Origin of the sequence: Synechococcus sp. MU1643, from assembly GCF_020514095.1 — a bacterium.
In the GTDB taxonomy this organism is placed as follows: Bacteria; Cyanobacteriota; Cyanobacteriia; order PCC-6307; family Cyanobiaceae; genus Parasynechococcus.
In genome coordinates this window covers 392,797-419,790 of record NZ_VTKY01000001.1, presented here as the reverse complement: position 1 = coordinate 419,790, position 26,994 = coordinate 392,797, and the positions used below count along the sequence as shown (strand labels likewise).

Sequence of the window (26,994 nt, the reverse complement as noted above, 5' to 3'; positions counted from 1 at the left end):
TCGTCAACCACCCTGCTCAGATTCGCTCGCCAGTTCCTGAAGCCGCCGGTAGAGGGCCCGTTCCGCATCGCCCAGATCCGAGGGGATCACCACAACAATCTCCACCAACTGGTCCCCCCGCTCGTCATCCAGCTGCAGACCGCGCCCCCGCAGCCGCAGCAAACGTCCACTGGATGAGCCTGGAGGCACCTGCAGCGTCACGGGTCCATCAAGAGTGGGTACATCCACAGCGCAGCCCAGCGCCGCATCCGGCGGGAAGAGCATCAACTTGTAGAGCACGCGCAGACCGTCAATCCGCAGCCCATCGTCGGTCACAACCCGAAGCTGCAGGAAATGATCACGGCCACCGGGGGCAACGCCTTCAAGCCGCAGACGCCAGCCATCCCCTGCAAAGGGAGGTGTATTCAGCTCGATCATCGTGCCGTCATCGAGCGTCAGTTCCACCACGGTTCCCTGGAGCGCCTGATCCGGGGTGAGATGAACAACTGACTCGAGATCTTCCACAGCACGCACCGGCGGCGGTGGCGGCGGTGCCGACACCGGACTTCGAAAAGGTGGATCGGGCTCTTCCACAACCTCAGCGCCCGATTGAGCTGATCCGCCGCCAAAGATCACATCGAGGTAGTCCTCAAAATCAGGGAAGCCCTGGGCAAAAGGATCGGCGACATCCGAGCTGGATCCACCCCCCTGCTGCCAGGCATGACGCCGGCGGGGATCGCTGAGCACCGCATAGGCCTCATTGACCAACTTGAAGCGCTCCTCAGCAACGGGGTCATTGCTGTTGAGATCGGGATGCCAGCGGCGTGCTTCCCGGCGAAAGGCCCGTTTCAGTTGCTGATCCGTGCAGTCGGCATCGACCCCCAGCAGAGACCAGTAATCAGGCTCAGCGGTAGATGTCATCGTCCCAAGGTGCAGGATCACGACGGCTCAGACCATGGCCACGTTCACCCGGACGGCTGGGGGGCCCCCAGGGGTCGTCGTCCCAGTCATCGGCAAATAGCTCATCTTTGAGGGAGCCCAGGGTGTTGCGAATGCCCTGAAGCGGACTGCCATCGGCCTGACGTTCCGCCGACAGACGACGGTTCAACCCGAACAACGCCTCCTCCAGACCACTCACGCAGAGATCAAGCTCCTGAAGGTCGTCGTTGGCGAGACAATCCTGCACGTCACGCATGGCCATTTCAACGGCCCGTTGCTGACGTTCGGCTCCATAGGGCCCCAGCTCGAGCGAGGCATCCCGCAGCCGCCGTTCCGCCTGGGCAAGCAAGGTCTGAGCCCGGTTTCGGCGCTCAATCTGGTTGCGTTTGCGCCGGTCCTCATCAGCTCTGGCCTCGGCTTCCGCCAGCAGAGCGGTCACATCCTCCTCGTTGAGGTTCGAGCCGCCCTGGATCGACACCGACTGCTTCCGGCCCGTGGTGCGGTCGGTGGCACTGACCTGCAGCAGGCCATTGGCATCGATGTCAAAGGCCACCTGCACCTGGGGCACCCCCCGCGGGGCCGGTGGTATCCCGGAGAGACGGAAACGACCGAGGGATTTGTTGTCGGTCGCCATCTGGCGCTCCCCTTGCCAGACATGAATTTCCACGGACGACTGATTGGCTTCCGAGGTACTGAACACATCGGACTGACGAACCGGAATAGGCGTGTTGCGCGGAATGAGCACCTTCATCAATCCACCGATTGTCTCAAGTCCGAGCGACAGGGGGGTGACGTCGTTGAGCAGCAGATCCCTGAGTTCACCGGTGAGGATTCCGGCCTGCACCGCAGCACCGATCGCCACCACCTCATCGGGATTCACCGATTGGCAGGGGTCGATCGGCACCAGGGTGCGTACCAATTGCTGCACCATCGGCATCCGCGTGGCACCCCCCACCAGCACGACGTCATCGATGTCGTCGGCCGCCCAGCCGGAGTCACGCAGGGCCGCTTGGACCGGACTCAGCAGACGATCCAGCAGATCCGGGCAGAGCCCTTCGAAGGTGGCGCGGTCCAAACGCGTCTCAATGTGAAGCGGCCCCTCGCTGCCGGTGGCAATAAACGGCAGCGAAATCGGGGTGCTCAGCACGCCGGAGAGTTCCTGCTTTGCTTTTTCAGCGGCTTCCGTCAACCGCTGTAACGCCTGACGGTCGCGCCGCAAATCAACCTTGTGCTCCTCCTCAAAGGCATCGGCCAGCCAGTTGACGATGCGCTGATCGAAGTCGTTGCCGCCGAGTTGGGTGTCGCCGTTCGTCGCCTTGACGTCAAAGACCCCGTTGGCGATGCGCAGCAGCGACACATCAAAAGTGCCTCCACCCAGGTCAAAGACCATCACCCGCTTGACGGCGCTGCGATCAAATCCGTAGGCCAGGGCAGCCGCCGTGGGCTCATTGAGGATGCGCTCCACTGAAATCCCGGCCAAGCGTCCGGCGTCGCGGGTGGCTTGACGCTGCGCATCATTGAAATAGGCGGGGACGGTGACCACCGCGGCTTCCACCGGTTCACCCAGATAGGTGGAAGCATCATCGACAAGCTTGCGAATGATGCTGGCCACCAGTTCTTCAGGCGCGTACTCCCGCTCGGTCACCGGGCAGGGCACCCGGACCTGTCCCTGTTCGTTGGCACGAACCGTATAAGGCACAGACAGGCTGCTGTCCTCCAGTTCGTCCCAGTCACGACCAACGAACCGCTTCAGGTTGGAAAAGGTATTGCGGGGGCTGAGCACCAGCTGGCGCCGGGCCAGTTGCCCAACCAGCAGTTCCTGATCCTTGGTGTATCCGACAACGGATGGGGTGGTTCGTCCGCCCTCGGCATTTGCGATCACATGTGGACGACCTGCCTCCAGCACAGCGACAACCGAATTGGTGGTCCCCAGATCGATTCCGACGATCCGCCCCATATCCCTGAAAACTTGATCCCTACGCTAACGGCAGGTACAAATCTGCTCCAGCCCCCCGCTTAAACCGTTCTTGATGACCTCCAGCGGTTCGGGTCATACGTTGTATGAGCGCGCCCTTGGATGCATGTCCGACCCGGACAGTCGTTACTTGCTCCGAAGCCGTCCACCTGCGGAAAAGTTGGTGGACAACAGTTTCAGAAATCTCGCCATCGCCATGGCTTCCGTTGTGGCGATCGTTCTCTTCTCCATCCTTGTGGTCGTTTTCCAGGGGGGCCTGGATTCCATGGCCCGCTACGGCTGGCAATTTCTGGTCACCTCGGACTGGAATCCGGTGGACGATCAGTACGGGGCCGGGGCTGCGATCTACGGCACCTTGATCACATCGCTGCTGGCCTTGTTAATTGCGGTGCCCCTCGGGGTCGGCACAGCCATTTTCATCACCGAAAACATCATCCCCAAGGGAATCCGTGACGTGATCGGCCTGATGGTGGAACTACTCGCAGCGATTCCATCAGTAGTGCTTGGCCTATGGGCCATTTTTGTGATGGAACCATTCATCAGACCTGGGCTTGAACTTCTCTATCAACTGTTCAATTGGTTCCCCCTGTTCAGCACCCCGCCAATGGGTCCAGGCACCATTCCTGCAGTATTGATCCTCGTAGTGATGATCCTGCCGATCATCACGGCGATTTCCCGTGATTGCCTCAATCAGGTCCCACCACAACTCCGCCAGGCGGCCTATGGGGTTGGCACAACACGGTGGGGCGCAATCATTAATGTAATTCTCCCTGCAGCTATTTCCGGGATCATCGGAGGTGTGATGCTGGCGTTGGGTCGTGCCATGGGCGAGACCATGGCCGTCACGATGATTATCGGCAATTCGAACAACTTCAGTGTGTCGCTGCTGGCACCTGGAAACACCATCGCGGCGATGTTGGCCAATCAATTTGGTGAGGCGGATGGTTCACAGGTGTCATCGTTGATGTACGCAGCGTTTGTGCTGATTGTTCTGACCTTGTGCGTGAATATTTTTGCCCAGTGGATCGTGAAGCGTTTAAGCCTGAAGTACTGACATGACACAGACGCTCACCCACGACCAAGCCGGGTCAGCACCTGACCTCAGCTACAAGCACTTTCAACGCAGAAACATCAGCAGCGGAGCACTCTCGTTCTTGGCGGCACTGTTTGCCGTCATCGCTGTCCTGCCCCTGATCCTGGTGCTGGGTTATGTGCTGGTGCAGGGGGGCAGCAAGATCAGCCTGGCCCTGCTTACGCAACTTCCTCCGCCGCCAGGCCTCGAAGACGGGGGCATCGCCAATGCCATCGTTGGGACCCTGGTGGTGACGGCTATTGCGGCACTGATTGCCGTTCCAGTAGGCGTCGGCGGTGGCATTTTTCTGGCTGAATACTCCCGCTCGGGATGGTTCGCTCAGTTCATCCGGTTTGGCACCAATGTGCTGGCCGGGGTGCCGTCCATCATCGCCGGTGTGTTCATCTACTCAACAATCGTCACCAGCCGAATTCTCTTCGGGAACGCCTATAGCGCCGTGGCTGGCGGCATGGCACTAGCTGTGCTGATGCTTCCCACAGTGATCAAAACAACGGATGAGGGCTTGAAGCTGGTGCCCGACGATCTGCGCCGTGGAGCCTTGGGCGTGGGGGCATCCCGATTCGTCACCATTGTTCGAATCACGCTCCCTGCCGCATTAACTCCGATTGCAACAGGGGTGGTTCTTGGCATCGCCAGAGCAGCAGGAGAAACGGCTCCCTTGATTTTCACGGCCCTGTTCTCACCGTTTTGGTCGGATCTGCTCACACCGGAAGGGATCTTCGCTCCCATCGCGACCCTCTCCGTAATGATCTACAACTTCGCGATCATGCCTTACGAATTTCACAACGAGTTGGCATGGGCCGCATCGTTTGTACTCGTGGTGATGATTCTGGCTCTAAACCTCCTCTCGCGCTGGCTGGCGCGAATTGCTGCCAAATAAACCACTTCCCACTTAAAACAATGACGCTTCTTCAACAGCCTCAAGCCACCGAGTCCCACAACGCAGACGTCGCTCTTTCCCTTCAAAACGTCACGATCAGCTACGGCAATTTTGAAGCCGTCAAAAACGTCTATTGCGAGATTCCCCGAGGCAAGGTGACAGCCTTCATCGGCCCATCCGGCTGTGGAAAGTCAACGGTGCTTCGTTCATTGAATCGGATGAACGATCTGATCGAAGGCTGCTCACTTAAGGGAAGCATTCTGTTTGGGGGCGTTGACCTCTACGGGCCCAGGATTGATCCCGTGGAAGTGCGCCGCCGCATTGGGATGGTGTTCCAACAACCCAACCCATTCCCGAAGAGCATCTACGACAACATCGCCTTCGGCGCTCGCATCAACGGCTACACGGGAGACATGGATGAGCTTGTTGAACGATCACTGCGCCAGGCGGCGGTTTGGGATGAATGCAAAGACAAGCTCAACGAGAGCGGCTGTTCGCTGTCCGGCGGACAGCAACAGCGCCTTTGCATCGCCCGCACGATCGCGATCCAGCCGGAGGTGATCCTCATGGATGAGCCCTGTTCAGCCCTCGACCCCATCTCCACCCTGAAGATCGAGGAGACGATGCATGAGCTCAAGAAGAGCTTCACCATCGTGATCGTGACCCACAACATGCAGCAGGCCGTCCGTGTCAGCGACATGACTGCCTTCTACAACGCAGAGGCAGTTGAAGGCGGAACCGGAAAGGTGGGTTATCTCGTGGAATTCAACGACACAGACAAGATCTTCAACGCCCCCCAACAGCAGGCCACCCAGGACTACGTCTCTGGTCGTTTCGGCTGATCGTTCTGTCAACCAGTCACGACCAGGGCCTTAGTGGGGTTTTAAGCCTCTAAAGCGGCAAAAAAAATCCGGTCCCTTAGGACCGGAGAAGCGGAGAGCGAGGGATTCGAACCCTCGATAGAGTTGCCCCTATACAGCATTTCCAGTGCTGCGCCTTCGACCACTCGGCCAGCTCTCCACCGGCTAAATGGGGCAGGTGAGAATGTAGCAGGGCACTGCCAGGTGACCTTCATGCGTCCCAGCCACAGGATCACGATTCATTGGCGCCAGGAGGGTCGCACCATCACCCACGACGTCCCTGAAGGGGACTACATCCTTCGCAGCTTTGAAGAGCAGGGCGACCCACTTCCCTTCTCCTGCAGGAACGGATGCTGCACTGAGTGCGCCGTTCGCGTGCAGAGCGGCAGCCTCGACCAGCGCGAAGCCATGGGTTTGTCGCAGGAGCTGAGGGCCAAGGGCTACGGCCTTCTCTGCGTGGCCCGCGCCGTCGGCCCCCTGGAGGCTGAAACCCAGGATGAGGACGAGGTGTACGAGCTCCAGTTCGGTCGCCACTTCGGCAAAGGGCGCGTCACCGAACGAATTCCCCTCGAGGAGGAGTGAACATGCAGGAATCGATGTGCAGCCGGGCCGCCCGCAAGTGCGGTCTCACCCCAAGCGATCTGGAGCGTCTTGTCGCCGTGGCCCGCTCAGCGGCCGATGCCGGCGGCCAAGAACTGATGCGCCATTACGGGTGCCTGTCGTCCATCGAAAGCAAAGGCCGCATCGGCGACCTTGTCACCAATGCTGACGTTGCAGCCGAGCGCATCGTCTTGAAGCTGCTGGCAGACCAGACCCCTGAGATTGCTGTGCTGGCAGAGGAAAGCGGGGCGGCCGGACAGCAGGACGGCCTGAGGTGGTGTGTTGACCCCCTCGATGGAACGACGAACTTCGCCCACGGCTATCCCTTCTTTGCAACTTCAATCGGGCTCACCCTGGGCCAACAACCGATTCTCGGTGCCATCGCTGTGCCCTTTCTCAAGGAGATGTACTGGGGAGCGCCGGGGATCGGAGCGTTCTGCAACGACAGCCCGTTGCAGGTGAGCAGCTGCGATCGGCTCGAGGACTCCCTGCTTGTGACCGGTTTCGCATACGACCGGCATACCCGACTCGACAACAACTACGCCGAGTTCTGCTGGTTCACCCATCGCACCCACGGCGTGCGCCGAGGCGGTGCTGCAGCGGTGGATCTGGCCTTTGTGGCCGCTGGCCGCCAGGACGGCTACTGGGAACGGGGCCTCTCTCCCTGGGATCTGGCAGCTGGAGTTGCGTTGGTGGATCTGGCCGGTGGAACCGTCACCGGGTATGGCCATCAACCCTTCGACCTCTCCAGAGGCCGGGTCGTTGCCGCTGGTGCCAGCTTGCATGCGGCGATCACCGATGGGTTGTCTCAGGTGAAACCACTGTCTGGAGATGCTTTCGGTGCGCCCGAGGTCACGGCCATGGGATCCTGAGGCGTGGCCGAGAGGACGTGAGATGGCGCTGCAACCTGCAGCTGGCGCAAAGGATCTGAATCCACGTCAGGTGGAGACCAACCGACAGCTGACGGAACGTCTGGCGTCGGTTTACCGCCTCTGGGGCTACGACGAGGTGTCTCCACCCCGGGTGGAACGCCTGGCCACCCTGATGGCGGGCGGTGCCATTGACAGTTCAGACATTGTTCGTCTGGTGGCGGATGACCCCCTCGGGCTGCGACCGGAGATGACGGCTTCCATCGCCAGAGCCGCCTGCACCCGATTTGCAGATCGCCAGAGACCGCTGCGGCTCTGGGCCTCCGGCACGGTGTTCCGCACCCGTTCCGCCGATGAGGGGGGCCAGTGCATTGAAGAAAACCTGCAGAGCGGCGTTGAACTGTTCGGCGTCAGTGGCAGTGAAGCGGAGATGGAATTGCTCAGCCTATTGATGGCCTCCGTTGAGACCCTGGGGCTGCAGGCCAGTCAGAAGCCGAGGCTGCTGCTGGGCCACACCGCGCTGATGGATCTGGTGCTCCGTCCGTTCAGCGGAGCGTTGCGCGATCAGATCCGCACGGCACTGATCGATTTCGACCGTTTGGCCATTGAAAGCTTCGATCTGGCCGACGGGCAGAAGAGCAGACTGCTCTCCCTGATGGACTGCCGCGGCACCCCCGACCTGGTGCTGGCGCAGCTCGCCAGCACCTGTGGGGAACAGCCGGTTTTCGACGAGCTGCGTCGCCTCTGTGCCCATCTCGCCTCGGAAGCTCAGGCGCAGGCCGTGACCATCCAACTAGACCCAACCTTCCAACCCCATTTCGAGCTGTACACCGGACTGGTGTTCCAGTTGGTCTGTGATGGCCGCAGTTCACCGGTGGTGATTGCCCGCGGCGGCCGCTACGACGACTTGGTACGCCGTTGCGGCGCAACGGATGACCGGGCCTTTGGCACTGGGTTCAGTCTGGCGATCGACCCGATCCGCGAACTGATTTCGGACCTGGATGCTGCTAAACAAGATCAGTCCGATGTTCTCGTTGCGTTTTCAGCGGCCTCGAATCTGGAATCCGCCATGGAGCGTCAGCGCAGCTGGCATCAACAGGGACGCACAGCAGTGATGGTCCTTGAAGCATTGGCGTCCAAGCAGGAGGCTGAAGAGCAGGCGAAGGCCCAGGGTGATCTGAAGCTGGATTGGGTCGATCCTTAGGATCCCGCTGTTCGGCAGGACCTCCATGGCTCATTCCATCGTCACTGACGTTTGCGAGGGCATCGCTGACTGCGTTGATGCCTGTCCAGTGGCCTGCATTGACCAAGGAAAAGGAAAGAACAAAAAGGGAACCGACTTCTACTGGATCAATTTCGACACCTGCATTGATTGCGGCATTTGCCTGCAGGTGTGTCCCGTTGAAGGAGCCATCGTTGCCGAAGAGCGTCCTGACCTCCAGAAGACGCCCTGAACCAGAAGGAGGTACGGAGACCCCCCTGAAACAGCCGTTGAGCCGGGGTGAAACCTGTCTCTAGTGTCTGGTTTTTCGCAGCAAAGGAATGGCGGTGCTGGAGGAACAGGGTCAGATTCAGATCCATACCGAAAATATTTTCCCGATCATTAAGAAGGCCGTTTACTCCGGCCATGAGGTGTTTCTGCGGGAACTGGTCAGCAATGGCGTGGACGCCATCAGCAAGCGCCGGATGGCCGCCATGGCTGGCGATTGCAGCGAAGGGGACGACGGAGCCATCCGGATCACTGTGGATCGGGAAGCCAAGACGGTCACCATCAGCGACAACGGCATCGGCATGACCGCCGATGAGGTGAAGCGCTACATCAATCAGGTGGCCTTCTCCAGTGCCGAAGATTTCCTGGAGAAGTACAAGCAGGAAAACGACGCCATCATTGGCCACTTCGGCCTGGGTTTCTATTCCAGCTTCATGGTGGCCGAGCGGGTGGAGCTGCTGACCCGTTCAGCCCGGCCCGACGCTGAAGCCGTGCGCTGGAGCTGTGATGGTTCCCCGAACTTCAGCCTCACTTCCGCCGAAAAAGACCAGCCCGGTACGGACGTGATCCTTCATTTAATGGAGGACGAGCTCGAATATCTCGAACCGGCTCGGATCCGCACCTTAATCAACACCTACTGCGACTTCATGGCAGTACCGGTGGAGCTAGAGGGAGAAACCATCAACAAGATGGATGCCCCCTGGCGCAAAAGCGCCAGAGATCTGAGTGATCAGGACTACATCGATCTGTACCACTACCTGTACCCCTTCCAGGGCGATCCCCTGCTTTGGGTTCACCTCAACACCGACTATCCCTACAACCTTCAGGGCATTCTTTTCTTCCCCAAACAGACCGGTCGTGCCGACTGGGAAAAGGGAGAAATCAAGCTGTACTGCAACCAGGTGTTCGTCAGCGATTCGATCAAGGAAGTCGTGCCGCGCTATCTGTTACCCCTCCGGGGGGTGATCGATTCACCCGACATCCCCTTAAACGTGAGCCGCAGTGCCCTCCAGACCGACCGACGCGTTCGCTCCATTGGCAACTTCGTCGCCAAGAAAGTGTCCGACCGGCTGCGGAACCTAAAAAAGGAGGATCCCAAGAGCTACGCCGAGGCTTGGGATGCCTTGGCACCCTTCGTGAAGATCGGCGCCATGGAGGACGAGAAGTTCGCCGAGCAGGTGTCTGAATTGATCCTGTTCGCCACCACCGCTGCAGCAGGCGAAGAGGACGACGCTGACCCGATCGCATGCGATGGCCGTGCCTTCACCACGCTGGAGGGATATCGCAGCCGACTGGCCGCTGATCAGAACAAGCGCGTGCTTTACAGCACCGATGACGTTGCCCAGGCCGGAGCACTCAACCTCTGGACCTCCCAGGGCGCGGAGGTGCTGAAGCTGGAGACGGTGATCGACACCCAGTTCATCCCCTGGCTGGAGCATCGCCATGAGGAACTCACCTTCCAGCGTGTCGATTCGGAACTGGACGAAAGCCTGAAGGACAACGATGCCGAACTCACCGATCAAGACGGCACGACGGAGTCCGACCGACTGCGGGATCTGATCAAAGCGGCCCTGGCCAATGACAAGGTGACCGTTCAGGTGCAGGCGCTGAAAGCCGAAGGAGCACCACCGGCGATGATCCTTCTGCCGGAACAAATGCGCCGGCTGAACGACATGGGCGCCTTGATGGACCAACGCCTGCCAGGCCTTCCAGAGCATCACGTTCTGCTGGTGAACCGTCGTCATCCCCTTGTGGAGGGCATGCTGAAATTGCGTGCCGGGGGCGTGCTGGTGGGAGCGGCGGAAACGTCTCCAACCGCAAGCCTGGCCGAGGATGTGGCGTGCCATCTGTATGACATGGCGCGGCTGGGCGTCGGGGGGCTTGAGCCCAATGAGCTGGCCGGATTCCAGACCCGCAGCGCTGAATTGATGGGTGCCCTGATGCAGAGAGGACTATGAACTGAAGACCTTTTGCTAAATTGGTTGTTTGGAACTGGTCTCTCAGCTCCAAACAACCTCTCAGTAGAAGGACATCGTCATGTCACGGGTGTGTCAGCTCACCGGTACTCGCGCCAACAACGGCATGGCCGTGAGCCATTCCCACATCCGCACCAAGAAGTTGCAGCAGGCCAACCTGCAGCAGCGTCGCCTCTGGTGGGCGGAAGGCAACCGCTGGGTGAAGCTGCGTGTCACCACCCGCGCTCTGAAAACCATCCAAAAGAAAGGCCTGGGCGCCTATGCCAAGTCTCTGGGCATTAACCTGGCCAAGATCTGAGATTTTGAACGGGTGAATCGGCGGGAATTACTAGTCAAGTCCGGCCTATTCCTTGCAGCTTTGACACTCTCACCCTCGCGGGCTTTGGCCCTCGGGGGTGTTGTTTTGGAAACGGGCACGACCGTTCCCGATTTTGATCTGCCCGGATCCAGCCAGTCCGAACCCGATCGGAAGCAATGGGGCAGCCGTGATCTTCGCGGCCGTTGGCTGGCGGTTTATTTCTACCCAAGGGATTTCACCGGGGGATGCACGATCGAAGCCAGGGGCTTCGAAAGCCTCCACGCCGACTTCCTTCAGGCTGGGGCCGAGGTCATCGGCATCAGCGCTGACAGCGTTGACGACCATGAATCCTTCTGTGAAAGCGAGGGGTTGAGCTTCCCTCTGCTGTCCGATCCAGACGGAACCGTGAGCAAGGCCTATGGGTCCTGGATGGCGCCATACTCACTACGCCACACCTTCCTGATCGATCCCGAAGGAATCTTGCGTGAGCGTTGGGTAGCGGTTAGACCCAACGGTCACGCCCGGGAGGTGCTGGATTCGTTGAAGTCTTTTCAGAACAAACCCACCGTTTGACAAAAAAGGCCTTTTGCTGAAAGGTGGAACGCACGAAGCGATGTTCAGATAAATGGGTGCTGGTCAGAGTTCGTTTGTAATCCTCTACCACCGCACGCCGTTCGACGAATCAAAAGACAAGAACGGGAAAAGAGTATGGGTCGATCAGAAAAGCCCTAACGGAATTATTCCGACACTTCGCAATCTTTTTCGCAGTTGCGAAAAGGGAACCTGGATTGCCTGGAGACGCGTCGACGATCAGTCGAATGGGGGCACAGAACGGTTTGAAATGAACAAACCTTCGCCGTTCACTCTGTGCAGGATCCCCCTGGAAGACGAACAGATTTCTAGTTTTTATCACATCACCTCCAAAGAATGCTTCTGGCCGATTCTTCATACATTTCCAACTTACTTCAATGTCAATAATGCGAACTGGAAAATCTTTGAAGAGGTTAATAAGTGTTTTGCCATGGCGGCCTGTGCGGAAGCCGCTGAAGGCGCAACAGTTTGGGTGCACGACTACAATCTATGGTTGGCTCCGGGATACATCCGAGCGGAACGTCCCGACCTAAAGATTGCCTTTTTCCATCACACTCCCTTTCCAGGAAATGATGTTTTCGCCATCCTTCCCTGGCGTGAGCAGATTCTGGAAAGCTTGCTCTGTTGTGATGTCGTCGGCTTCCACATTCCCCGCTACACAGAAAACTTTGCCCGTGCCGCCATCACCCTGGTTGGCGCAAAACGTGGCCCCAAAGTCCCGGTGGACACGAAATTCATTGAGGTCGGCACTGCTCTTTCAGAAGGCACGGTGACCAGTCACCTCGAGCACAACGGGCGCACCATTCAGCTCCTCAGCTCTCCCGTGGGCACCTCACCAGATCTGATTCAGGAGTTGTGCTGGAGTCCGTCGGTTGAAAGCCACGGAGAATTGATTGTTCAAGACACCAAAAAAGGCCGAAAGCTGATCCTCTCCGCCAGTCGGGTTGATTACACCAAGGGGAACGAAGAGTTACTGCTGGCCTTTGAACGTCTCTTGGAACGACGCAAAGATTTGCATGGGCAGGTGGTGTTGATGCTGGCCTGTGTTGCCGCTGCCAGTGGAATGAAGATCTACGAAGACACCCAACGCTCGATCGAAGAAATGGCCGGCCGCATCAATGGCCGCTTCAGCCAGATCGATTGGGTCCCCATCCGCTTTTCCACCCGCCGGATCCCCTACGACGAAATGATCGCCTGGTTCTGCCATGCCGATGTTTGCTGGATCACTCCGCTGCGGGATGGCCTGAATCTTGTGGCCAAGGAATATGCCGCTGCTCGACGCAACCGAGGCGGGGTTCTTGTGCTCTCGGAATTCACCGGAGCCTCGGTTGTTCTCGATGGCGCTTTGCTCACCAACCCCTATTCGAATCGCCGTATGGATGAGGCCATTGAATCGGCACTGGAAATGGATGAAGAAGAACAACGCGATCGAATGAGCCGCATGACCGATGCCGTTGAGAGCTACACAGTTAGCGACTGGGCAAATGAACAGATCTCTGGTCTCTCGTCCTCGACCCCGCAATGAACCTGCGCCTCTGGCTCGTAGGCAGCGCCTTGGCTCTGGCGATGGCCTTGGGAGCGATGGTTGGATCAGCCTCCTTTCGAGCGGAGGAGGTGAGCATCCTCATGCCCTCGTCCTTCACCGATGCCAGTGCTGATTTGGTGAAGGCCTTCAACAGCGAGCATCGCGGCCGGATTCATCTCAAGTTGATTCGAGGTCCTTTAAATACCGAATCGATTTCAGATCTGGCAATCAGCAGTCTTCTCCTTGGGGATGCGCCGTTCGACGCGCTGCTGATGGATGTCACCTGGCTGCCGAAATATGCAGCCGCCGGTTGGCTGGAACCGCTGGATCCCTGGTTTGATCCGGGCGATCAAGAACAGCTTGTGCAAGGGGCACGGCTCGGCAATAACTACGACGGCCATCTCTACCGCTGGCCGCTGGTGGCCGATGTGGGGCTGCTCTACTGGCGCACGGATCTGATGGATCAGCCACCGACAACGCCCGACGCGCTGGTGAACATTGCTGGACAGCTGGTGCAGAGCCAAGCCGTTGCTAACGGTTTTGTCTGGCAGGGGCGTCAGTACGAAGGTCTGAGCTGCGACTTTCTTGAAGTGCTGCAGGGCTTCGGCGGTGACTGGATGGACACCACCACCAACACCATGGAGCTCGATACGCCTGAGGCGACGGCCGCGGCGGGATGGTTGAACGATCTGATTCGCAAAGGCGTCAGCCCTTACGCCGTGACCAATTACGCCGAAGCAGAGTCGCTTCAGGCCTTCAAAGCCGGAGATGCCGCTCTAATGCGGAACTGGCCCTACGCCTGGGCTGAACTGCAGAAGGACGACAGCAAGGTGAAAGGCAACGTCGGCATCAGCCTGATGGTGGCCCAACCGGGTGAACGTCCAGGAGCCACCCTCGGCAGCTGGGGGCTGAGCCTGATGCGGCAATCGCAGCACAAGGAGGCAGCGGTGGAGGCGATTCGCTACCTCACCAGCGAAGCCGCACAGAGGGCGCGCTTTCTCAACAACGGCTACACCCCCATCCAGGCGGATCTGTTCAACGACCCTGAGATGCTGAAGGCCTCCCCCGTGCTGCCGGATCTGCTGGTGGCCTTGAACCATGCGGTGGTTCGTCCGCCAACCCCGCTTTACGCCCAGCTGAGCGATGTGGTGCAGCGGGAACTCAATGGCTTATTCACCGATGCCGGGTCCGCCGATGAGGCCATGGCCACCAGCCAGCAGCGGAGCCAGACCCTGCTGCGTGCTGCGGGAGCCATGCCATGACCATGCTCCTGGCTGCTCCGGCGCTGCTGTTGATTGCGGTGGTGTTCGGCTGGCCGATGCTTCGCTACGCCTGGCTGAGCTTCCACGCTGATTCCGTTCTCACGGGCCTTGAACCGGTGGCCAACGGCGGGGCCAACTGGTTGCGACTGGTGGCTGATCAGCGCTTTTGGCTGGATGCCGGACAGACCGCGCGATTCGCCCTGATCTCGGTGGGTTTGGAGTTGTTGTTGGCCCTGGCCATTGCGCTGCTGCTCCATCAGCGCTGGCGCGGCAGAGGCGCCGTTCGTGCCCTGACACTGCTGCCCTGGGCCCTGCCCACAACAATGATGGCCCTGGGCTGGCGCTGGATCTTCAACACCCCCTACGGCCCGATCGAGGTGCTGGCACGAAGCCTTGGCCTCAACTCTCTGGATCTGTTGTCCACCCCATCGATCACCTGGCTCGTAACCGTGTTTGCCGATGTCTGGAAAACAACGCCCTTCATAACTCTGATTCTTCTGGCGGGGCTCCAGAGCATTCCCCAGGACCTCTACAGCGCCTTTCGCCTGGAAGGGGGAACCCCCCCTCAGGCGCTTCGCAGGGTCACCTTGCCGCTGTTGCTCCCCTACATCCTGTTGAGCCTTCTGTTCCGCTTGGCCCAGGCCTTCGGGGTGTTCGATCTGGTGCAGGTGCTCACCGGTGGTGGCCCCGCTGGCAGCACCGAAAGTATCGCCCTTTATGCCTACCTCAACGGCATGCGCTTTCTTGATTTCGGCTACAGCGCCACGGTGATGCTTGCGGGATTTCTGCTGCTCACCGCGCTGATCCTGGTTGGCACGTTGCTGCTGAGGAGCTGCGGTCTGCTCAGGCCCCTGGACCGATGAGGGATGAATCGATGACACGTGGATTAAAGAAACGACGCACCTTCTGGGTTGCACTGCTGCTGGTTTGGTCTCTGGGTCCGATGCTGTGGCAGCTGGTGAGTTCCTTCACTGCCGCAGATGCCTTGGTCAATGACCAACTGAGCTTCTGGAGCCGTTGGACGCTCAACAACTACCGGGATCTGCTCACCACTGATCCGCCGTTCTGGCGTTACTTGTTCAACAGCAGCTTTGTGGCCTCCATCACCACACTGCTCACCTTGATTCTCGCCATCCCAGCCGCCTACGGCATGGCCAAACTCCCGGATCGGTGGAGGGGAAGCCTCCGAGCCGCAGTGGTGGGAGCCGCCCTGTTTCCCTATGTGCTTCTGTTCCTGGCGCTGCTCGAACTGGCCCGCACCTTTGCGCTGGGCAACAACCTGATCGCCATCGCCATTCCCTACAGCGCTCTGTCGATGCCACTGGCCCTGCTGCTGCTGACGGCAGCGTTTGAAGCCCTGCCCAACGATCTAGATGACGCGGCAAAGCTGGAGGGTCTGTCGTTGTGGCAGCGGCTGCGTTGGGTGCTGATCCCCTTGATTGCACCGGCCTCCGCCAGCACGGCAATCCTGGTTTTTCTGTTTGCCTGGAACGAATATCCCGTGGCCCTTACCTGGCTGAGCCGCAGCGATCTACTCACCTTGCCGATGGCGATGGCCCGAATTGCGGGATCATCGACCTATTCGGTCCCCTACGGCACCTACGCGGCAGCCACTGTGCTCGGTGCCATTCCTCTTCTGGTGCTGGTGTTGGTGTTCCAGCGCCAGATCGTCAGTGGACTCACCAACGGAGCCATCAAGGGATGACACTGCAACTTCGGGCCATCAACAAGCGCTTCGGCGAGCGTCAGGTTCTCAACCAGCTATTTCTCGATGTGGCGAACGGCGAGTGCGTCGCTTTGCTTGGGGCCAGCGGCTGTGGGAAAAGCACGGCCTTGCGTCTAATTGCCGGACTCGATCACCCGGATCAAGGATCGATTCGCATCAATGGTGCGGAGATGGTCGACGTGCCCGCTGAACGTCGCCGTGTGGGGATGGTGTTTCAAAGCTATGCCCTGTTCCCGCATCTGAATGTGTGGGAGAACCTCGAACTGGGACTGCGCATGCGGGGCGGCAGCGCCGGCACCCGCGATGAACGGATCCGCAGCGTCCTGGAGGTGTTGCAGCTCAGCGGGCAGGCCGGGCAACGACCCTCACAACTGTCCGGCGGACAGCGGCAGCGCGTCGCACTGGCCCGCGCCCTGTTGCGAGATCCCCTCGTCTACCTGCTCGATGAGCCGATGAGCAATCTGGATGCCCAGTTGCGCGAGGACCTGCGACCTCAATTGCGCCGTCTGATGATTGGCGGTGAACAGCCTGTGGTCTACGTCACCCATGACCAGCAGGAGGCAATGGCGCTGGCAGATCGCATCGCTGTGATGCGCGAGGGATACATCGAACAGATCGGAACGCCCCGTGAGCTGTACCTGCAACCGGCCAGCACCTATGTCGCCCAGTTCATCGGCCGCCCGCAGATGAACCTACTGCCAGCCAAGGACGGGGTGATCACGGGCATCCGACCAGACGACCTGCGGCTCGATCCCGCCGGCTCGCCCTGCACGATCCTCAGCCGTGAATGGTTCGGAGCCAACCAGATGTTGCTGATGCGCTGCGATCGCGGCGACCTGCGGCTGGTCTGCCCCGGAGAAACAGAAATTGAAGCTGAACCACGCGTCAGTTGGCCCAGCGCTTGCGAGCACCACTTTGATGCCATCAGCGGCCTTCGGCTGCCATCCGATTGAGAAGCTCGCTGTGCGCTGACGCCCGGCGTCGCAGGGCTTCGGTCTGATCAGGATCCGCTGGACGATCCACTTCTTCCCGCCAAAGGGTCAGCAGATCATCCACAGAGGGAAGTGACCGCAATGGCGTGCAAGGCACGTTGGCCATGCCTGCTGCGGCCTCCACCTTCGGGTCATAGCTGAGGGCAGCCATGGGGCTGTTGGCCAGTCGGGCCAGGACTAGAGCATGCAAGCGCATCGGCAGCACCAGGCGCGCCCGCTGCACCAAGTCAGACACAGCCTCCAGGGACTGGGGCACCAGGGTTGAGCTGCGCGCTTTCAATCGCGCCGGCAGTAAGCCTTGATCACTTAAACGCTGCAGCAGCGGTGCGTCCTGGGTGTGATGGAACGCCAGCCAGATCACCGGCGCCTCCAAGTCGGAACTAAGCCGATCCAGAGCTTCCGTCAAGCGACGCCAGCCCAAGTGATCCAGCAGAGGAGTCGGACGCCAGCTGAGCACGATGGCGTCGCCACCGAGCCAAGAGCGCGCCGGCATCTGCCAGACCGGATCGGCGGCCAGGACCATCGGCAGCTTTGGGGCCCAGAACTGAGCCCAATCAAAGGAGCGCTGATCCCTCCAACTAGCTGCCTTGCAGAGGGGCAAAACCGTACGAACCAACAGCCGACTGATCCGACGCTGCAAGGGTCCAAGGCCCTGCCCCCATAGAACCACCTGGGCGCCACCGAGGCGGGCAACCGCCATCAGCAAGAGGTAATAGACAAGGCTGCTGAAGCTGGTGCTGTCCTGCAGCAGGCTCCCGCCACCAAGCACGAGCACATCCGCCCGCAAAGCCGCACGAAGGCAAAGCAATAAAGAACGACGATTCACTGTCTGCGCCGACGGAGCCAAAGCCAGAACGGGTGCCGGATCGCGGGCGGTAATCAGGAGCTGGTGCGGCTGAGGAAGTGACGACACCAGCACCTGAAGCAGTGCATCGTCGCCAAGGTTGCGCTCTCCGTAGTAGCCGCAAAGCAGCAATACAGGCGCAGTGGGGCGGACCACGGACAGCAGCCTGTTCACTCCGTGCATTATCAACCGATTCCTAGGATTCAGGGCATGCACGCGTTATCGCTCGGAACCTGGTGGATCCACGTCGCCTCCGTGGTCGAGTGGTGCGTTGCGATCGTCTTGATGCACCGGCGCGGGCTGCCGGGAATGGCCTGGGCCATGCTTCCGGCCCTAGTGAGTGCAATGGCCGCCTGCACCTGGCATCTGTTTGACAACAGCGAAGCGTTGCGGGGCCTGGTGACCCTTCAGGCCATTTTCACCGTGATCGGCAACTGCACCCTGGCCTTTGCGGCTTGGCAGCTCCAACGACGCCGGGTTGTGGACAGAGTCAGCGCTCCATGAGCTTTGATCCCGCACCGCTGTTCGCCGCCTCACTGATCCCCTATCTGCTGTTTCTGTACTGGCTCAGGAAAAGTGAGGCGCTTCCGCTGATGGCGGAACGGGGCTTCCAGCTCACCCTGCTGTTTGTGGCCGTCACGATTGTTGCCGCCATTGCCGCCCTGCGCTGCTGCTCAGCCGAACTGGTGGAGATCGACTGGTTGCATGGTGGGGCAGAAGCCTTTCTCACCCTCAGCAACACGGTTTTAGTGATCGGACTGTTGTTACCAACGCCAAAAAAAGGGTGAACAACTCTTAAGAGAGTCAGGCAAGGCGTCCCGATCACCGGAAAATGAGATGTCGCTCATTGGCTCGAATGCTGACCCACCTTTTCGCGATCGCTCCCGCCTCAGTGTCTTGGTCTCCCAAGGTCGCCCTGGTGATGATCCTCTGCAATGTGGTTGCAATCATGGTCGGCAAGGCCACGATCAAGCACCCGAACGTTGGTGCTGGACTCCCCAACGCTTCCTTCTTCGGCGGAATGGGCCACGCAGCCCTGCTCGGCACCACCAGCCTGGGCCACATCATTGGCATCGGCGCCATCCAGGGTCTTGCCGCCCGCGGAGTGCTCTGAAGCACATGACTTTGGGGAGGAGCCGGTCTTCTCCCTGAAACAACTGTTGTCTCAGAGCAGATAAGGCAGCAGACGAAGGCCGTAACGCTCGAAGTTGTACTCGAACAACAGCTCGGAGAGAGCTGGGGCTTCTGTTGAAACAGAAAGCCCATGGATCAGACGTCGGAGACGCCGATCCGCCCTTGGATTGTCGAGGCCCCACCAAGTGCGCCGCGCGAGGCGGCCCGACACCAACCAGCGCCAACTCCGCTGGGCCTTGAGCTGATGTTGGTAGCGACGGGCCATCGTCGAAGAATCTCCCCAAATCCCTTCAGCGATCAACAGATCGGCCAGTTGATCAGCGCCATCCATGGCATGGCGGATCCCTTCTCCCCCAAGCAGATTGGCGGAACTGGCCGCATCCCCCACCGCCAGCAGCGCCCCGGCCACCAATGGTTCGGTGCGGGAAATGCTGCTGGACAAAGGACCGCCATGGCGATCCAGCACCGGGCAGGAGCTCAAGCCGCAGCGATGAATCAAGCGCTTAAGGGGCCCAGCCAAGCTGCCGGGAGTCGATCGATCCGCCGGTGGAAGGTGACAGACGCCCACCTTCAACCGTTGCCCTTGCATGGGGAAGATCCAGGCATATCCATGGGGGATCCAGGCGGTGCCCAGGAAGAAACTGATCCGATCCCGCCAGGCCGCAGCCTGACGGTCGTCGGCTTGGAGCAACCACTCAACGCCAATGCCCTGCAGCAGCGGGTCCTCCGGATTGGGCCTGAGGCCGGCCTGCTGCAGCAGATCTCGGCGTGCACCCGTGGCATCAATCAGCCAACGAGCTGAGCGCAATGTCGTCTGCCCATCGCGCATCTGCAACCGGACGCTGGCCCCTTCGGCCGTCAAAGAGCTCAGCGAAGCCCGGCAGTCCGAAATCAACTCCACCCCATGGCAGCGCGCCTGCTCCCAGAGCCAGGACCGAAGCCGACCGAAGTCGAGCACCACCCCCAGATCGCTGGCAGACCACCACTGATGAACGAGACCGGAGGGATCGTGCAGTTGCCAGCCCTGCCAGGTGGCGGCAATGGCTTCATCCGGCAGACCAAGCCGACGAACAGCGTCCAATGGCAGAGCACCACTGGAGTAGGCATTGCGATTGGGATCGGCCAAGCGATCCACCAGGGTGACCTCAACTCCCGCCCGCGCCAGTTGAATCGCCAGACGAGCACCGGACGGCCCCGCGCCAACGATCAGAACCGACACTGATTCCTCAGCCTTAGGCCTGGAGGGCCTTGATCGAAGCGCTGGAGGGCAGATCACCAGAGGTTTTGCTGAAGCGCTCAAGGATGCGTTCAGCCATCTGCGCAGGAGTCAGGCCGAGAGTCTCCTTGCTCTGCTGCGGCGTTGCGTGATCGACCATCTGATCGGGGATGCCGATGCGCAGCATCGACACGTTGATGTCCTGATCGATCAACGACTCAAGAACCGCTGCACCAAAGCCACCGGGGAGCGCCCCCTCTTCCATGGTGACCAAGCGGGGGATGCGTCGCGCCAGGGGATGAATCAACGCCTGATCCAGGGGCCGCAGGAAGCGGGCGTTGATCACAGTGGTGGAGAGCCCGGCTTCCTCCAACAGCGTTGCTGTGGCTAGCGCCGGAGCCACCATCGAGCCGTAGGCCACGATCATCAGATCGTTGCCTTCCCGCAGCAGTTCACCACGGCCGATCGGCAGTGATTCCCAACCTTCCTCCATCAACGGGACGCCTTCACCGGAGCCACGGGGAATCCGCAGCGCCGTGGGCCCGTCGTGATGCAGGCAGGTCACCAGCATCTGCTGAAGCTCAGCCTCATCTTTTGGCGCCATCACTGTGAAGTTGGGAATGGCACGCATGTAGCTGATGTCGTATTGACCCTGGTGAGTCGGGCCGTCAGCGCCGACGATTCCGGCACGATCCAGCACGAAGGTGACCGGCAGCTTCTGGATGCCCACGTCGTGGATCAACTGGTCGTAGGCGCGCTGCAGGAAGGTGCTGTAGATGGCGACGACGGGGCGCAACCCCTCGCAGGCCATGCCAGCCGCCAGGGTGACGGCATGTTGCTCAGCAATGCCGACGTCCACGTACTGATCCGGGACAGCCTTCTGCAGCAGATCGAGACCGGTACCGGTGGCCATAGCCGCGGTGATGCCGATCACGCGGCTGTTCTGCTCACAGAGCTTGACAAGGGTCTGCCCAAACACCTTGCTGTAGCTGGGTGGCTTCGGTTTCGACGACGGAATCGCCTTACCGGTGCCGAGATCAAAGGCCGATTGGGCGTGATAGCCAACCTGATCGGCCTCGGCGTAGGGGTAGCCCTTGCCCTTTTTGGTGACCACATGCACCAACACAGGGCCGCCCTCACGATGGGCCGCCTGGAAGGTGCGCACCATTTCACCGATGTCATGGCCATCGATTGGCCCCATGTAGGTGAAGCCCAGTTCCTCGAAGACAGCACCCACCTTGGGAACTGCTAGGCGACGCATGCTCCCCTTGAGGCGGTTGAGTTCCGCAGGGATCTCACCACCCATGAAGGGCAGGTGCCGAACGCTTTCCTCAACACTGCCTGAGAGGAACTGCATCGGTGGACTAAGCCGCGCTCGGTTCAACACATTCGACAGCGCACCCACAGGCGGAGAGATCGACATGTCGTTGTCGTTCAGCACCACCAGAAGTGGTGTACTGGGAAGGTGTCCGGCGTGGTTGATGGCCTCCAGAGCCATGCCGCCTGTGAGGGCTCCATCACCAATAACGGCAACGCATTTGAACGACTCACCCCGGTTGTCTCGCGCCATGGCCATACCCAGCGCCGCGGAGATGGACGTGCTGGCGTGGCCAGCTCCGAAGTGATCGAAGTCGCTCTCCGAGCGCTTGAGGTAACCCGCGACCCCATGCTGCTGGCGCAAGGAATCGAAGTCGTTGAACCGGCCGGTGATCAATTTGTGGGGGTAGGCCTGATGGCCCACATCCCAGACCACACGGTCATGGTCGAGGTCGAGCGTCTGGTACAGCGCCAGGGTCAGCTCTACAACGCCAAGACCAGGACCCAGGTGACCGCCACTGGTGGACACCACCTGCAGATGCCGCTCGCGAATCTGCCGAGCCACATCCTCGAGCTGAGCCGGGCTGAGTCCGTGCAGTTCATTCGGATGCTTCAGATCTCCGAGATGCATGCACTGCCAACTTCAATACATTCAATCTACGGGAAACGACCCGGATCATGTCTGGATCGAATCCTTGGAAGAATGATGGGATGACCGACTACCTGCAGCGGATCCTGCGCGCCCGCGTTTACGACGTGGCGCGGGAAACCCCCTTGGATCACGCCCCCAATCTGAGCCGCCGGCTGAACAACGCGGTCTGGCTGAAGCGTGAGGATCTCCAGCCGGTGTTCTCGTTCAAGCTGCGCGGCGCCTACAACCGAATGGCGCAGCTCAGTGCCGACGAACTGAAACGCGGTGTGATTGCCTCCAGCGCCGGCAACCATGCCCAGGGCGTCGCCTTAAGTGCCAAGCGACTCGGCTGTCGGGCCGTGATCGTGATGCCGAGCACCACCCCAGAGGTGAAAGTGCGCGCCGTACGGGCCCTGGGCGGTGACGTGGTCCTCCATGGCGAGACCTACGACGAGTGCTCCGCTGAAGCACAGCGACGCTGCAAGGCCGAGGGGCTCACCTTCATCCACCCCTTTGACGATCCAGAGGTGATCGCAGGTCAGGGGACGATCGGCATGGAGATCATGCGCCAGGCCGAGCAACCACCCAACGCTATCTATGTAGCTGTGGGCGGTGGTGGCCTGATCGCAGGAATCGCTGCCTACGTCAAACGGCTCTGGCCGGAAACGGAGGTGATCGGCGTGGAGCCGGTCGATGCCGATGCCCTGAGTCGCTCCCTCGAGCAAGGCCAGCGTGTGGAACTGGAACAGGTGGGTCTGTTTGCAGATGGCGTCGCGGTCAGAAAGGTGGGCCAACACACTTTTGAGCTGGCTCAGCAATTCGTCGATCGGATGGTTCGGGTCAACACCGATGCCATCTGTGCCGCGATCAAGGACGTCTTTGAGGACACCCGTTCAATCCTGGAGCCAGCCGGTGCTCTGGCGGTGGCTGGGCTCAAGCAGGACGTGGCCGATCGGCACCTGGCGGGGCGCAATCTCGTGGCGGTGGCCTGCGGGGCGAACATGAATTTCGACCGCCTGCGCTTCATCGCCGAACGGGCTGAGCTCGGTGAAGAGCGAGAAGCGATGTTGGCAGTGGAAATTCCCGAATCACCCGGCAGCCTGAGGCGGCTTTGCGAACTGCTGCGGGAGCGCAGCCTCACGGAATTCAGCTACCGCATGACCGATGGCGCCACGGCACAGATCTTCATCGGTGTGCAGGTAAAAGATGAAAGCGACCGTGCCTCACTGCTGAACCAACTGGAAGATGGGGGCTTCCCCTGCCTCGATCTGAGCGGGAACGAATTTGCCAAGGTCCACCTGCGCCACATGGTGGGGGGTCGTCTGCCGTCCTCAGCGCGCACAGCCTGTGCAGGTGAATGCAAGGAGCTGCTGTATCGCTTCGAATTCCCGGAACGACCGGGTGCCTTGATGAGCTTCGTGGATGCTCTGCACCCCGGCTGGAGCATCAGCATCTTCCATTACAGAAACCACGGCGCGGACGTGGGGCGCATCGTTGTGGGGGTGCTGGTACCGGAGCAGGAGAAGGAGGGCTGGACCGAATTCCTCAATGCCCTGGGGTATCGCCACTGGGATGAAACAAAGAACCCTGCGTATGGCCTGTTCCTCTGAGTTTCAGGGCGGTAACTTGAGCGCTCTAGAGGGGTTGTGATGACGTCTGCATCCCTGCCCACGCGGCTCGAGGCGATTCTCTATCTCAAAGGTCGGCCCGTCAGCGTCGGCGAACTGGCCGAGCTGGCCGACTCAGACCGCCGCTCCGTGGAAGAAGCCCTCGTAGCCCTGACGGCCTCTTACGCCCAGCGGGACAGTGCCCTTGAGGTCGTTGAACAGAGCGGTCGCTACGGGCTGCAACTCAGGCCGGGCATGGGCGATCTGGTCAAAGACCTGCTGCCGGTGAATCTCTCCACGGCAACCTTGCGAACCCTTGCCACCATTGCCCTGAAGAAGCGGATTCTTCAATCGGATCTTGTGGATCTGCGGGGCTCGGGGGCCTACGACCACATCAAGGAACTGCTGACGCAGGAATTCATCGAACGGCGTCGACAGAGCGAGGGGCGGTCCTACTGGCTCACCCTCACCGAAAAATTCCATCGCACCTTCTCCGTACTTCCTGATCTCGGGGCAACCGATCTGACGGAAGCTGCATAAAGTCGAAGCAGATCAGCCCACGTCATGGAATCTCTACCCGTCACCCTGCTGCAGGTGCTGTCCCAGACCCTGCAGATCTACTCATTGGTGCTGATCGTTCGAGTTCTGCTGAGCTGGTTCCCGAATCTGGACTGGGGCAATCCGGTGCTGAGCAGCGTGAGTGCGATCACCGACCCCTACCTCAACGCGTTCAGAGGCTTGATCCCACCGCTTGGGGGCATTGATCTCTCCGCCATCCTGGCCTTCCTGGCCCTAAATCTGTTGCAGAGCCTGGTGGGGCGGTCGATCAGCGCCTTTTACATGTCTGGCTCCACTTGGTGATCACTGCTGATTGATGCCGCGTTCCAACGGCAGCAAATCATCCTCGTCGGCATCAACGCGGGTTCGGACCGGGGAATTGAATCCACGTGCCCGAGGATTTTTAATCACAAACGGGCCGGGGGTTCCGGCAGGCACTGAGATTCGCAGAGCGAATGGGGAGTGACCGGGGTTCACATCCCCGATCGATCCCACCCGGGTTCTGTTTGGAAGAACGGGTTCACCACTGGCATCCAGGATCCGTGCGTACACATCGGTATCGATGACGCTGTTTTTGCCGCGGTTCTCAACGTCTCCCGTCAGCACATAACAGCTGGCACCCACCGGCCGGCTCAGTTCCGGTTGATTGCCAGCATCTAGCTCTCCGCAGGGATCCAGGCGAACCTCACTGAGTTGAAGTTCAGCGGCATCACAAGGGAGTGCCAGTCCAAGCAGCAGAGGCAGGCTGCACAACAAGGCAAGGAGTCTTTGGAGCATTAGGAGATCAACGTTGGTCACCGCTGCCGCCGATGCGCCCACGGGCAGCCCGGCTCGACAGTTTCTGCAGGTTGGCTTCAGCCACCTCATCCATTTCATAACCCAGTTCGCTGGCCAGCTGAGCCACGTACCAGAGCACATCTCCCAGCTCCAACTTGATTGCTTCGCGGGTGTCTGCATCAAATACACCCTTACGATCCCGAATCACCTTTTTCACCTTGTCGGCCACCTCGCCGGCTTCACCGGTCAAACCAAGGGTCGGATAAATGAGATTACGGCCCACATCCGGGTAGGCAGCCGTCTTTCGGGCGGCGTCCTGATAGGAATTCATCTCCATGGGGCCGGTAGGGAAACGCCCGGATGGTAGTTTCCGCAGGGATTTTCAGCCGCGATATGGGCCAGTTCGACCTGAACCGACGCACCAAGATCGTGGCCACCATCGGCCCTGCCACGGAGAGTCCGGAGCGGATCAAGGAGCTGGTCAATGCTGGTGCCACCACGTTCCGGCTTAACTTTTCCCACGGGGACCACAGCGAACACGCCGCACGCATCACCACGATTCGTCAGGTGTCTGAGGAATTGGGTCAGACCATCGGCATCCTCCAAGACCTTCAGGGCCCGAAGATCCGACTCGGGAGGTTTGCGGAAGGGCCGATCACCCTGGCCAACGGCGATCCCTTCACGCTCACCTCACGGCAAGTGAGCTGCGACAAGACGATCGCAACAGTCACCTACGACAAGCTGGCCGACGAAGTCACTGCTGGGAGCCGAATCCTGCTCGACGACGGCCGCGTTGAGATGAGGGTCGATACCGTCGACAAGGCGCAGCAGACCTTGCACTGCACCGTGACCGTGGGCGGTGTTCTTTCCAACAACAAAGGCGTCAACTTTCCGGACGTTCAGCTTTCCGTTCGTGCCTTAACGGACAAGGACAAGACCGACTTGGCCTTTGGCCTCAGCCAGGGGGTGGATTGGGTGGCCCTCAGCTTCGTGCGCAATCCCTCCGATATGGAAGAGATTCGCGGACTGATCCGTGAGCAGGGCCATGAGACCCCTGTGGTGGCGAAGATCGAAAAATTTGAGGCCATCGATCAGATCGATTCGATCCTTCCGCTCTGCGACGGTGTGATGGTGGCTCGCGGTGACCTTGGGGTGGAGATGCCAGCTGAGGAAGTTCCGCTGCTGCAGAAGGAACTGATCAGCAAGGCAAATAGCCTTGGCATCCCCATCATCACGGCCACCCAGATGTTGGATTCCATGGCCTCTAGCCCCCGGCCGACCCGAGCCGAAGTCAGCGACGTGGCAAACGCCATCCTTGATGGCACCGACGCCGTGATGCTCTCCAACGAGACCGCGGTGGGGGATTTCCCCGTGGAAGCCGTTCAAACGATGGCCACCATTGCTCAACGGATCGAAAGGGACTACCCCCAACGCTCGATCGACAGCCACCTGCCAAGCACCATTCCCAACGCCTTGAGCGGAGCGGTCAGCACCATCGCTAGCCAGCTCAATGCCTCCGCGATTCTTCCTCTCACCAAAAGTGGGGCCACGGCTCGCAACGTCAGCAAGTTCCGGCCTGCGGCACCCATCCTTGCCATCACTCCTGATCGCACCGTTGCCTGCCGTCTTCAGCTGGTGTGGGGCGTTACACCGCTGGTGATTCCTCAGGGCGAACGCACCACTCAGACCTTCCAGGCAGCGATGGTCAAGGCCAAGGAGCTCAATCTGCTCAAGGAGGGTGATCTCGTGGTTCAGTCCGCAGGCACCCATACCGGCGTTTCCGGATCCACAGATCTGGTCAAGGTGAGCATCGTCGGCAACGAAGCTGCGGCGACACTGATCTGAACGAAGCCAGA

At 60.1% G+C, this 26,994-nt stretch carries 29 protein-coding genes and 1 tRNA gene; 22 read left to right on the top strand and 8 right to left on the bottom strand.

Going from position 1 to position 26,994, the window contains the following annotated elements:
- Window positions 1-3 precede the first annotated feature (3 nt).
- Together FZX09_RS02625 and dnaK are read right to left on the bottom strand one after the other, a co-directional pair.
- Window positions 4-900: a DnaJ domain-containing protein gene (locus FZX09_RS02625; protein ID WP_226399724.1), complete on the bottom strand. Its 897-nt coding sequence runs from the start codon at window positions 898-900 to the stop codon at window positions 4-6.
- Window positions 884-2,875 (bottom strand): molecular chaperone DnaK, encoded by a 1,992-nt coding sequence (gene dnaK / locus FZX09_RS02620; protein WP_226399723.1) that lies wholly within the window; start codon window positions 2,873-2,875, stop codon window positions 884-886. The genes FZX09_RS02625 and dnaK overlap by 17 nt, the downstream gene beginning before the upstream one ends.
- Window positions 2,876-2,999: 124 nt before the next feature.
- On the opposite strand from dnaK, the gene pstC reads away from it, so the two are divergent.
- The 3 genes from pstC to pstB are packed head-to-tail and all read left to right on the top strand — an operon-like array spanning window position 3,000 to window position 5,708.
- The gene (pstC, locus tag FZX09_RS02615) at window positions 3,000-3,947 is read left to right on the top strand and encodes a phosphate ABC transporter permease subunit PstC (RefSeq protein WP_226399722.1); all 948 of its coding nucleotides are present in this window, start codon (window positions 3,000-3,002) and stop codon (window positions 3,945-3,947) included.
- A gap of 1 nt (window position 3,948) precedes the next feature.
- Window positions 3,949-4,866, top strand: a complete 918-nt coding sequence (pstA, locus tag FZX09_RS02610; protein WP_226399721.1) for a phosphate ABC transporter permease PstA — start codon at window positions 3,949-3,951, stop codon at window positions 4,864-4,866.
- Window positions 4,867-4,886: 20 nt separating this feature from the next.
- The gene (gene pstB, locus FZX09_RS02605) at window positions 4,887-5,708 is read left to right on the top strand and encodes a phosphate ABC transporter ATP-binding protein PstB (protein WP_226399720.1); all 822 of its coding nucleotides are present in this window, start codon (window positions 4,887-4,889) and stop codon (window positions 5,706-5,708) included.
- A 91-nt stretch (window positions 5,709-5,799) separates the two neighbouring features.
- Here the strand turns inward: pstB and FZX09_RS02600 are convergent.
- Window positions 5,800-5,886: transfer RNA gene (locus FZX09_RS02600), tRNA-Ser, on the bottom strand.
- A gap of 53 nt (window positions 5,887-5,939) precedes the next feature.
- Here FZX09_RS02600 and FZX09_RS02595 point away from each other — a divergent pair.
- The 12 genes from FZX09_RS02595 (at window position 5,940) to FZX09_RS02540 (ending at window position 17,015) form a co-directional block, all read left to right on the top strand.
- A complete protein-coding gene (locus tag FZX09_RS02595; protein ID WP_226400341.1) occupies window positions 5,940-6,308 on the top strand; it encodes a 2Fe-2S iron-sulfur cluster-binding protein in 369 nt (122 codons plus the stop codon).
- A 2-nt stretch (window positions 6,309-6,310) separates the two neighbouring features.
- The gene (locus FZX09_RS02590) at window positions 6,311-7,198 is read left to right on the top strand and encodes an inositol monophosphatase family protein (protein ID WP_226399719.1); all 888 of its coding nucleotides are present in this window, start codon (window positions 6,311-6,313) and stop codon (window positions 7,196-7,198) included.
- Window positions 7,199-7,220: 22 nt separating this feature from the next.
- A complete protein-coding gene (locus FZX09_RS02585) occupies window positions 7,221-8,399 on the top strand; it encodes an ATP phosphoribosyltransferase regulatory subunit (RefSeq protein WP_226399718.1) in 1,179 nt (392 codons plus the stop codon).
- 25 nt (window positions 8,400-8,424) lie between these two features.
- Entirely contained in the window at window positions 8,425-8,649 is a 225-nt protein-coding gene (locus FZX09_RS02580) for a ferredoxin family protein (RefSeq protein WP_006851587.1), read from the top strand.
- 88 nt (window positions 8,650-8,737) lie between these two features.
- On the top strand, window positions 8,738-10,642 hold the full coding sequence (gene htpG, locus FZX09_RS02575; RefSeq protein ID WP_226399717.1) for a molecular chaperone HtpG: 1,905 nt from the start codon (window positions 8,738-8,740) through the stop codon (window positions 10,640-10,642).
- Between the two features lie 79 nt (window positions 10,643-10,721).
- The gene (gene rpmB / locus FZX09_RS02570; RefSeq protein ID WP_006850205.1) at window positions 10,722-10,958 is read left to right on the top strand and encodes a 50S ribosomal protein L28; all 237 of its coding nucleotides are present in this window, start codon (window positions 10,722-10,724) and stop codon (window positions 10,956-10,958) included.
- A gap of 12 nt (window positions 10,959-10,970) precedes the next feature.
- A complete protein-coding gene (locus FZX09_RS02565) occupies window positions 10,971-11,531 on the top strand; it encodes a peroxiredoxin (protein ID WP_226399716.1) in 561 nt (186 codons plus the stop codon).
- Window positions 11,532-11,583: 52 nt separating this feature from the next.
- A complete protein-coding gene (ggpS, locus tag FZX09_RS02560) occupies window positions 11,584-13,074 on the top strand; it encodes a glucosylglycerol-phosphate synthase (protein ID WP_226399715.1) in 1,491 nt (496 codons plus the stop codon).
- Window positions 13,071-14,336 (top strand): ABC transporter substrate-binding protein, encoded by a 1,266-nt coding sequence (locus FZX09_RS02555; protein ID WP_226399714.1) that lies wholly within the window; start codon window positions 13,071-13,073, stop codon window positions 14,334-14,336. Before ggpS ends, FZX09_RS02555 begins: the two co-directional genes overlap by 4 nt.
- Complete coding sequence (locus FZX09_RS02550; protein WP_226399712.1) at window positions 14,333-15,199, top strand: carbohydrate ABC transporter permease; 867 nt, start codon at window positions 14,333-14,335, stop codon at window positions 15,197-15,199. The genes FZX09_RS02555 and FZX09_RS02550 overlap by 4 nt, the downstream gene beginning before the upstream one ends.
- Window positions 15,200-15,210: 11 nt before the next feature.
- Entirely contained in the window at window positions 15,211-16,041 is an 831-nt protein-coding gene (locus FZX09_RS02545; protein ID WP_226399710.1) for a carbohydrate ABC transporter permease, read from the top strand.
- Window positions 16,038-17,015: an ABC transporter ATP-binding protein gene (locus tag FZX09_RS02540; RefSeq protein WP_226399708.1), complete on the top strand. Its 978-nt coding sequence runs from the start codon at window positions 16,038-16,040 to the stop codon at window positions 17,013-17,015. Before FZX09_RS02545 ends, FZX09_RS02540 begins: the two co-directional genes overlap by 4 nt.
- Here the strand turns inward: FZX09_RS02540 and csaB are convergent.
- A complete protein-coding gene (gene csaB, locus FZX09_RS02535) occupies window positions 16,987-18,054 on the bottom strand; it encodes a polysaccharide pyruvyl transferase CsaB (RefSeq protein WP_226399706.1) in 1,068 nt (355 codons plus the stop codon). The two genes, FZX09_RS02540 and csaB, sit on opposite strands and share 29 nt — an antisense overlap.
- A 54-nt stretch (window positions 18,055-18,108) precedes the next feature.
- On the opposite strand from csaB, the gene FZX09_RS02530 reads away from it, so the two are divergent.
- The 3 genes from FZX09_RS02530 to psaK all read left to right on the top strand — a co-directional run bounded on the left by FZX09_RS02530 (window position 18,109) and on the right by psaK (window position 19,012).
- A complete protein-coding gene (locus tag FZX09_RS02530; RefSeq protein ID WP_226399704.1) occupies window positions 18,109-18,402 on the top strand; it encodes a DUF2499 domain-containing protein in 294 nt (97 codons plus the stop codon).
- Window positions 18,399-18,686: a DUF3593 domain-containing protein gene (locus tag FZX09_RS02525; protein ID WP_186493258.1), complete on the top strand. Its 288-nt coding sequence runs from the start codon at window positions 18,399-18,401 to the stop codon at window positions 18,684-18,686. The genes FZX09_RS02530 and FZX09_RS02525 overlap by 4 nt, the downstream gene beginning before the upstream one ends.
- 68 nt (window positions 18,687-18,754) lie before the next feature.
- Window positions 18,755-19,012: a photosystem I reaction center subunit PsaK gene (psaK, locus tag FZX09_RS02520; RefSeq protein WP_226399702.1), complete on the top strand. Its 258-nt coding sequence runs from the start codon at window positions 18,755-18,757 to the stop codon at window positions 19,010-19,012.
- A gap of 51 nt (window positions 19,013-19,063) precedes the next feature.
- Here psaK and FZX09_RS02515 read toward each other — a convergent pair whose 3' ends face one another.
- Entirely contained in the window at window positions 19,064-20,251 is a 1,188-nt protein-coding gene (locus tag FZX09_RS02515; protein WP_226399700.1) for an NAD(P)/FAD-dependent oxidoreductase, read from the bottom strand.
- A gap of 13 nt (window positions 20,252-20,264) precedes the next feature.
- The gene (gene dxs, locus FZX09_RS02510) at window positions 20,265-22,196 is read right to left on the bottom strand and encodes a 1-deoxy-D-xylulose-5-phosphate synthase (protein ID WP_226399698.1); all 1,932 of its coding nucleotides are present in this window, start codon (window positions 22,194-22,196) and stop codon (window positions 20,265-20,267) included.
- Window positions 22,197-22,276: 80 nt separating this feature from the next.
- Here dxs and ilvA point away from each other — a divergent pair, with 80 nt between their 5' ends.
- Genes ilvA through FZX09_RS02495 form a run of 3 tightly spaced genes read left to right on the top strand, consistent with a single transcriptional unit; the run spans window position 22,277 to window position 24,664 of the window.
- A complete protein-coding gene (gene ilvA / locus FZX09_RS02505) occupies window positions 22,277-23,806 on the top strand; it encodes a threonine ammonia-lyase, biosynthetic (protein ID WP_226399696.1) in 1,530 nt (509 codons plus the stop codon).
- A 39-nt stretch (window positions 23,807-23,845) separates the two neighbouring features.
- Entirely contained in the window at window positions 23,846-24,343 is a 498-nt protein-coding gene (gene scpB / locus FZX09_RS02500; protein WP_226399694.1) for an SMC-Scp complex subunit ScpB, read from the top strand.
- A 24-nt stretch (window positions 24,344-24,367) separates the two neighbouring features.
- Window positions 24,368-24,664, top strand: coding sequence for a YggT family protein (locus FZX09_RS02495; protein WP_226399692.1), 297 nt, complete (start codon window positions 24,368-24,370; stop codon window positions 24,662-24,664).
- Here FZX09_RS02495 and FZX09_RS02490 read toward each other — a convergent pair whose 3' ends face one another.
- Both FZX09_RS02490 and FZX09_RS02485 read right to left on the bottom strand, forming a co-directional pair.
- A complete protein-coding gene (locus FZX09_RS02490) occupies window positions 24,665-25,138 on the bottom strand; it encodes a hypothetical protein (RefSeq protein ID WP_226400340.1) in 474 nt (157 codons plus the stop codon).
- A 7-nt stretch (window positions 25,139-25,145) separates the two neighbouring features.
- Window positions 25,146-25,475 (bottom strand): nucleoside triphosphate pyrophosphohydrolase family protein, encoded by a 330-nt coding sequence (locus tag FZX09_RS02485; protein WP_226399690.1) that lies wholly within the window; start codon window positions 25,473-25,475, stop codon window positions 25,146-25,148.
- A gap of 56 nt (window positions 25,476-25,531) precedes the next feature.
- Here FZX09_RS02485 and pyk point away from each other — a divergent pair, with 56 nt between their 5' ends.
- Window positions 25,532-26,983, top strand: coding sequence for a pyruvate kinase (gene pyk / locus FZX09_RS02480; RefSeq protein WP_226399688.1), 1,452 nt, complete (start codon window positions 25,532-25,534; stop codon window positions 26,981-26,983).
- Window positions 26,984-26,994 lie beyond the last annotated feature (11 nt).

Coding starts and splice junctions, on each gene's coding strand:
- ilvA (WP_226399696.1), top strand. CDS start 22,277: ATGACCGACTACCTGCAGCGGATCCTGCGCGCCCGCGTTTACGACGTG.
- pyk (WP_226399688.1), top strand. CDS start 25,532: ATGGGCCAGTTCGACCTGAACCGACGCACCAAGATCGTGGCCACCATC.
- FZX09_RS02495 (WP_226399692.1), top strand. CDS start 24,368: ATGGAATCTCTACCCGTCACCCTGCTGCAGGTGCTGTCCCAGACCCTG.
- FZX09_RS02555 (WP_226399714.1), top strand. CDS start 13,071: ATGAACCTGCGCCTCTGGCTCGTAGGCAGCGCCTTGGCTCTGGCGATG.
- FZX09_RS02530 (WP_226399704.1), top strand. CDS start 18,109: ATGCACGCGTTATCGCTCGGAACCTGGTGGATCCACGTCGCCTCCGTG.
- FZX09_RS02595 (WP_226400341.1), top strand. CDS start 5,940: ATGCGTCCCAGCCACAGGATCACGATTCATTGGCGCCAGGAGGGTCGC.
- pstA (WP_226399721.1), top strand. CDS start 3,949: ATGACACAGACGCTCACCCACGACCAAGCCGGGTCAGCACCTGACCTC.
- FZX09_RS02550 (WP_226399712.1), top strand. CDS start 14,333: ATGACCATGCTCCTGGCTGCTCCGGCGCTGCTGTTGATTGCGGTGGTG.
- htpG (WP_226399717.1), top strand. CDS start 8,738: ATGGCGGTGCTGGAGGAACAGGGTCAGATTCAGATCCATACCGAAAAT.
- FZX09_RS02540 (WP_226399708.1), top strand. CDS start 16,038: ATGACACTGCAACTTCGGGCCATCAACAAGCGCTTCGGCGAGCGTCAG.
- FZX09_RS02580 (WP_006851587.1), top strand. CDS start 8,425: ATGGCTCATTCCATCGTCACTGACGTTTGCGAGGGCATCGCTGACTGC.
- FZX09_RS02590 (WP_226399719.1), top strand. CDS start 6,311: ATGCAGGAATCGATGTGCAGCCGGGCCGCCCGCAAGTGCGGTCTCACC.
- FZX09_RS02525 (WP_186493258.1), top strand. CDS start 18,399: ATGAGCTTTGATCCCGCACCGCTGTTCGCCGCCTCACTGATCCCCTAT.
- dxs (WP_226399698.1), bottom strand. CDS start 22,196: ATGCATCTCGGAGATCTGAAGCATCCGAATGAACTGCACGGACTCAGC.
- FZX09_RS02625 (WP_226399724.1), bottom strand. CDS start 900: ATGACATCTACCGCTGAGCCTGATTACTGGTCTCTGCTGGGGGTCGAT.
- FZX09_RS02485 (WP_226399690.1), bottom strand. CDS start 25,475: ATGGAGATGAATTCCTATCAGGACGCCGCCCGAAAGACGGCTGCCTAC.
- FZX09_RS02490 (WP_226400340.1), bottom strand. CDS start 25,138: ATGCTCCAAAGACTCCTTGCCTTGTTGTGCAGCCTGCCTCTGCTGCTT.
- ggpS (WP_226399715.1), top strand. CDS start 11,584: ATGGGTGCTGGTCAGAGTTCGTTTGTAATCCTCTACCACCGCACGCCG.
- psaK (WP_226399702.1), top strand. CDS start 18,755: ATGCTGACCCACCTTTTCGCGATCGCTCCCGCCTCAGTGTCTTGGTCT.
- pstB (WP_226399720.1), top strand. CDS start 4,887: ATGACGCTTCTTCAACAGCCTCAAGCCACCGAGTCCCACAACGCAGAC.
- FZX09_RS02585 (WP_226399718.1), top strand. CDS start 7,221: ATGGCGCTGCAACCTGCAGCTGGCGCAAAGGATCTGAATCCACGTCAG.
- dnaK (WP_226399723.1), bottom strand. CDS start 2,875: ATGGGGCGGATCGTCGGAATCGATCTGGGGACCACCAATTCGGTTGTC.
- pstC (WP_226399722.1), top strand. CDS start 3,000: ATGTCCGACCCGGACAGTCGTTACTTGCTCCGAAGCCGTCCACCTGCG.
- scpB (WP_226399694.1), top strand. CDS start 23,846: ATGACGTCTGCATCCCTGCCCACGCGGCTCGAGGCGATTCTCTATCTC.
- rpmB (WP_006850205.1), top strand. CDS start 10,722: ATGTCACGGGTGTGTCAGCTCACCGGTACTCGCGCCAACAACGGCATG.
- FZX09_RS02545 (WP_226399710.1), top strand. CDS start 15,211: ATGACACGTGGATTAAAGAAACGACGCACCTTCTGGGTTGCACTGCTG.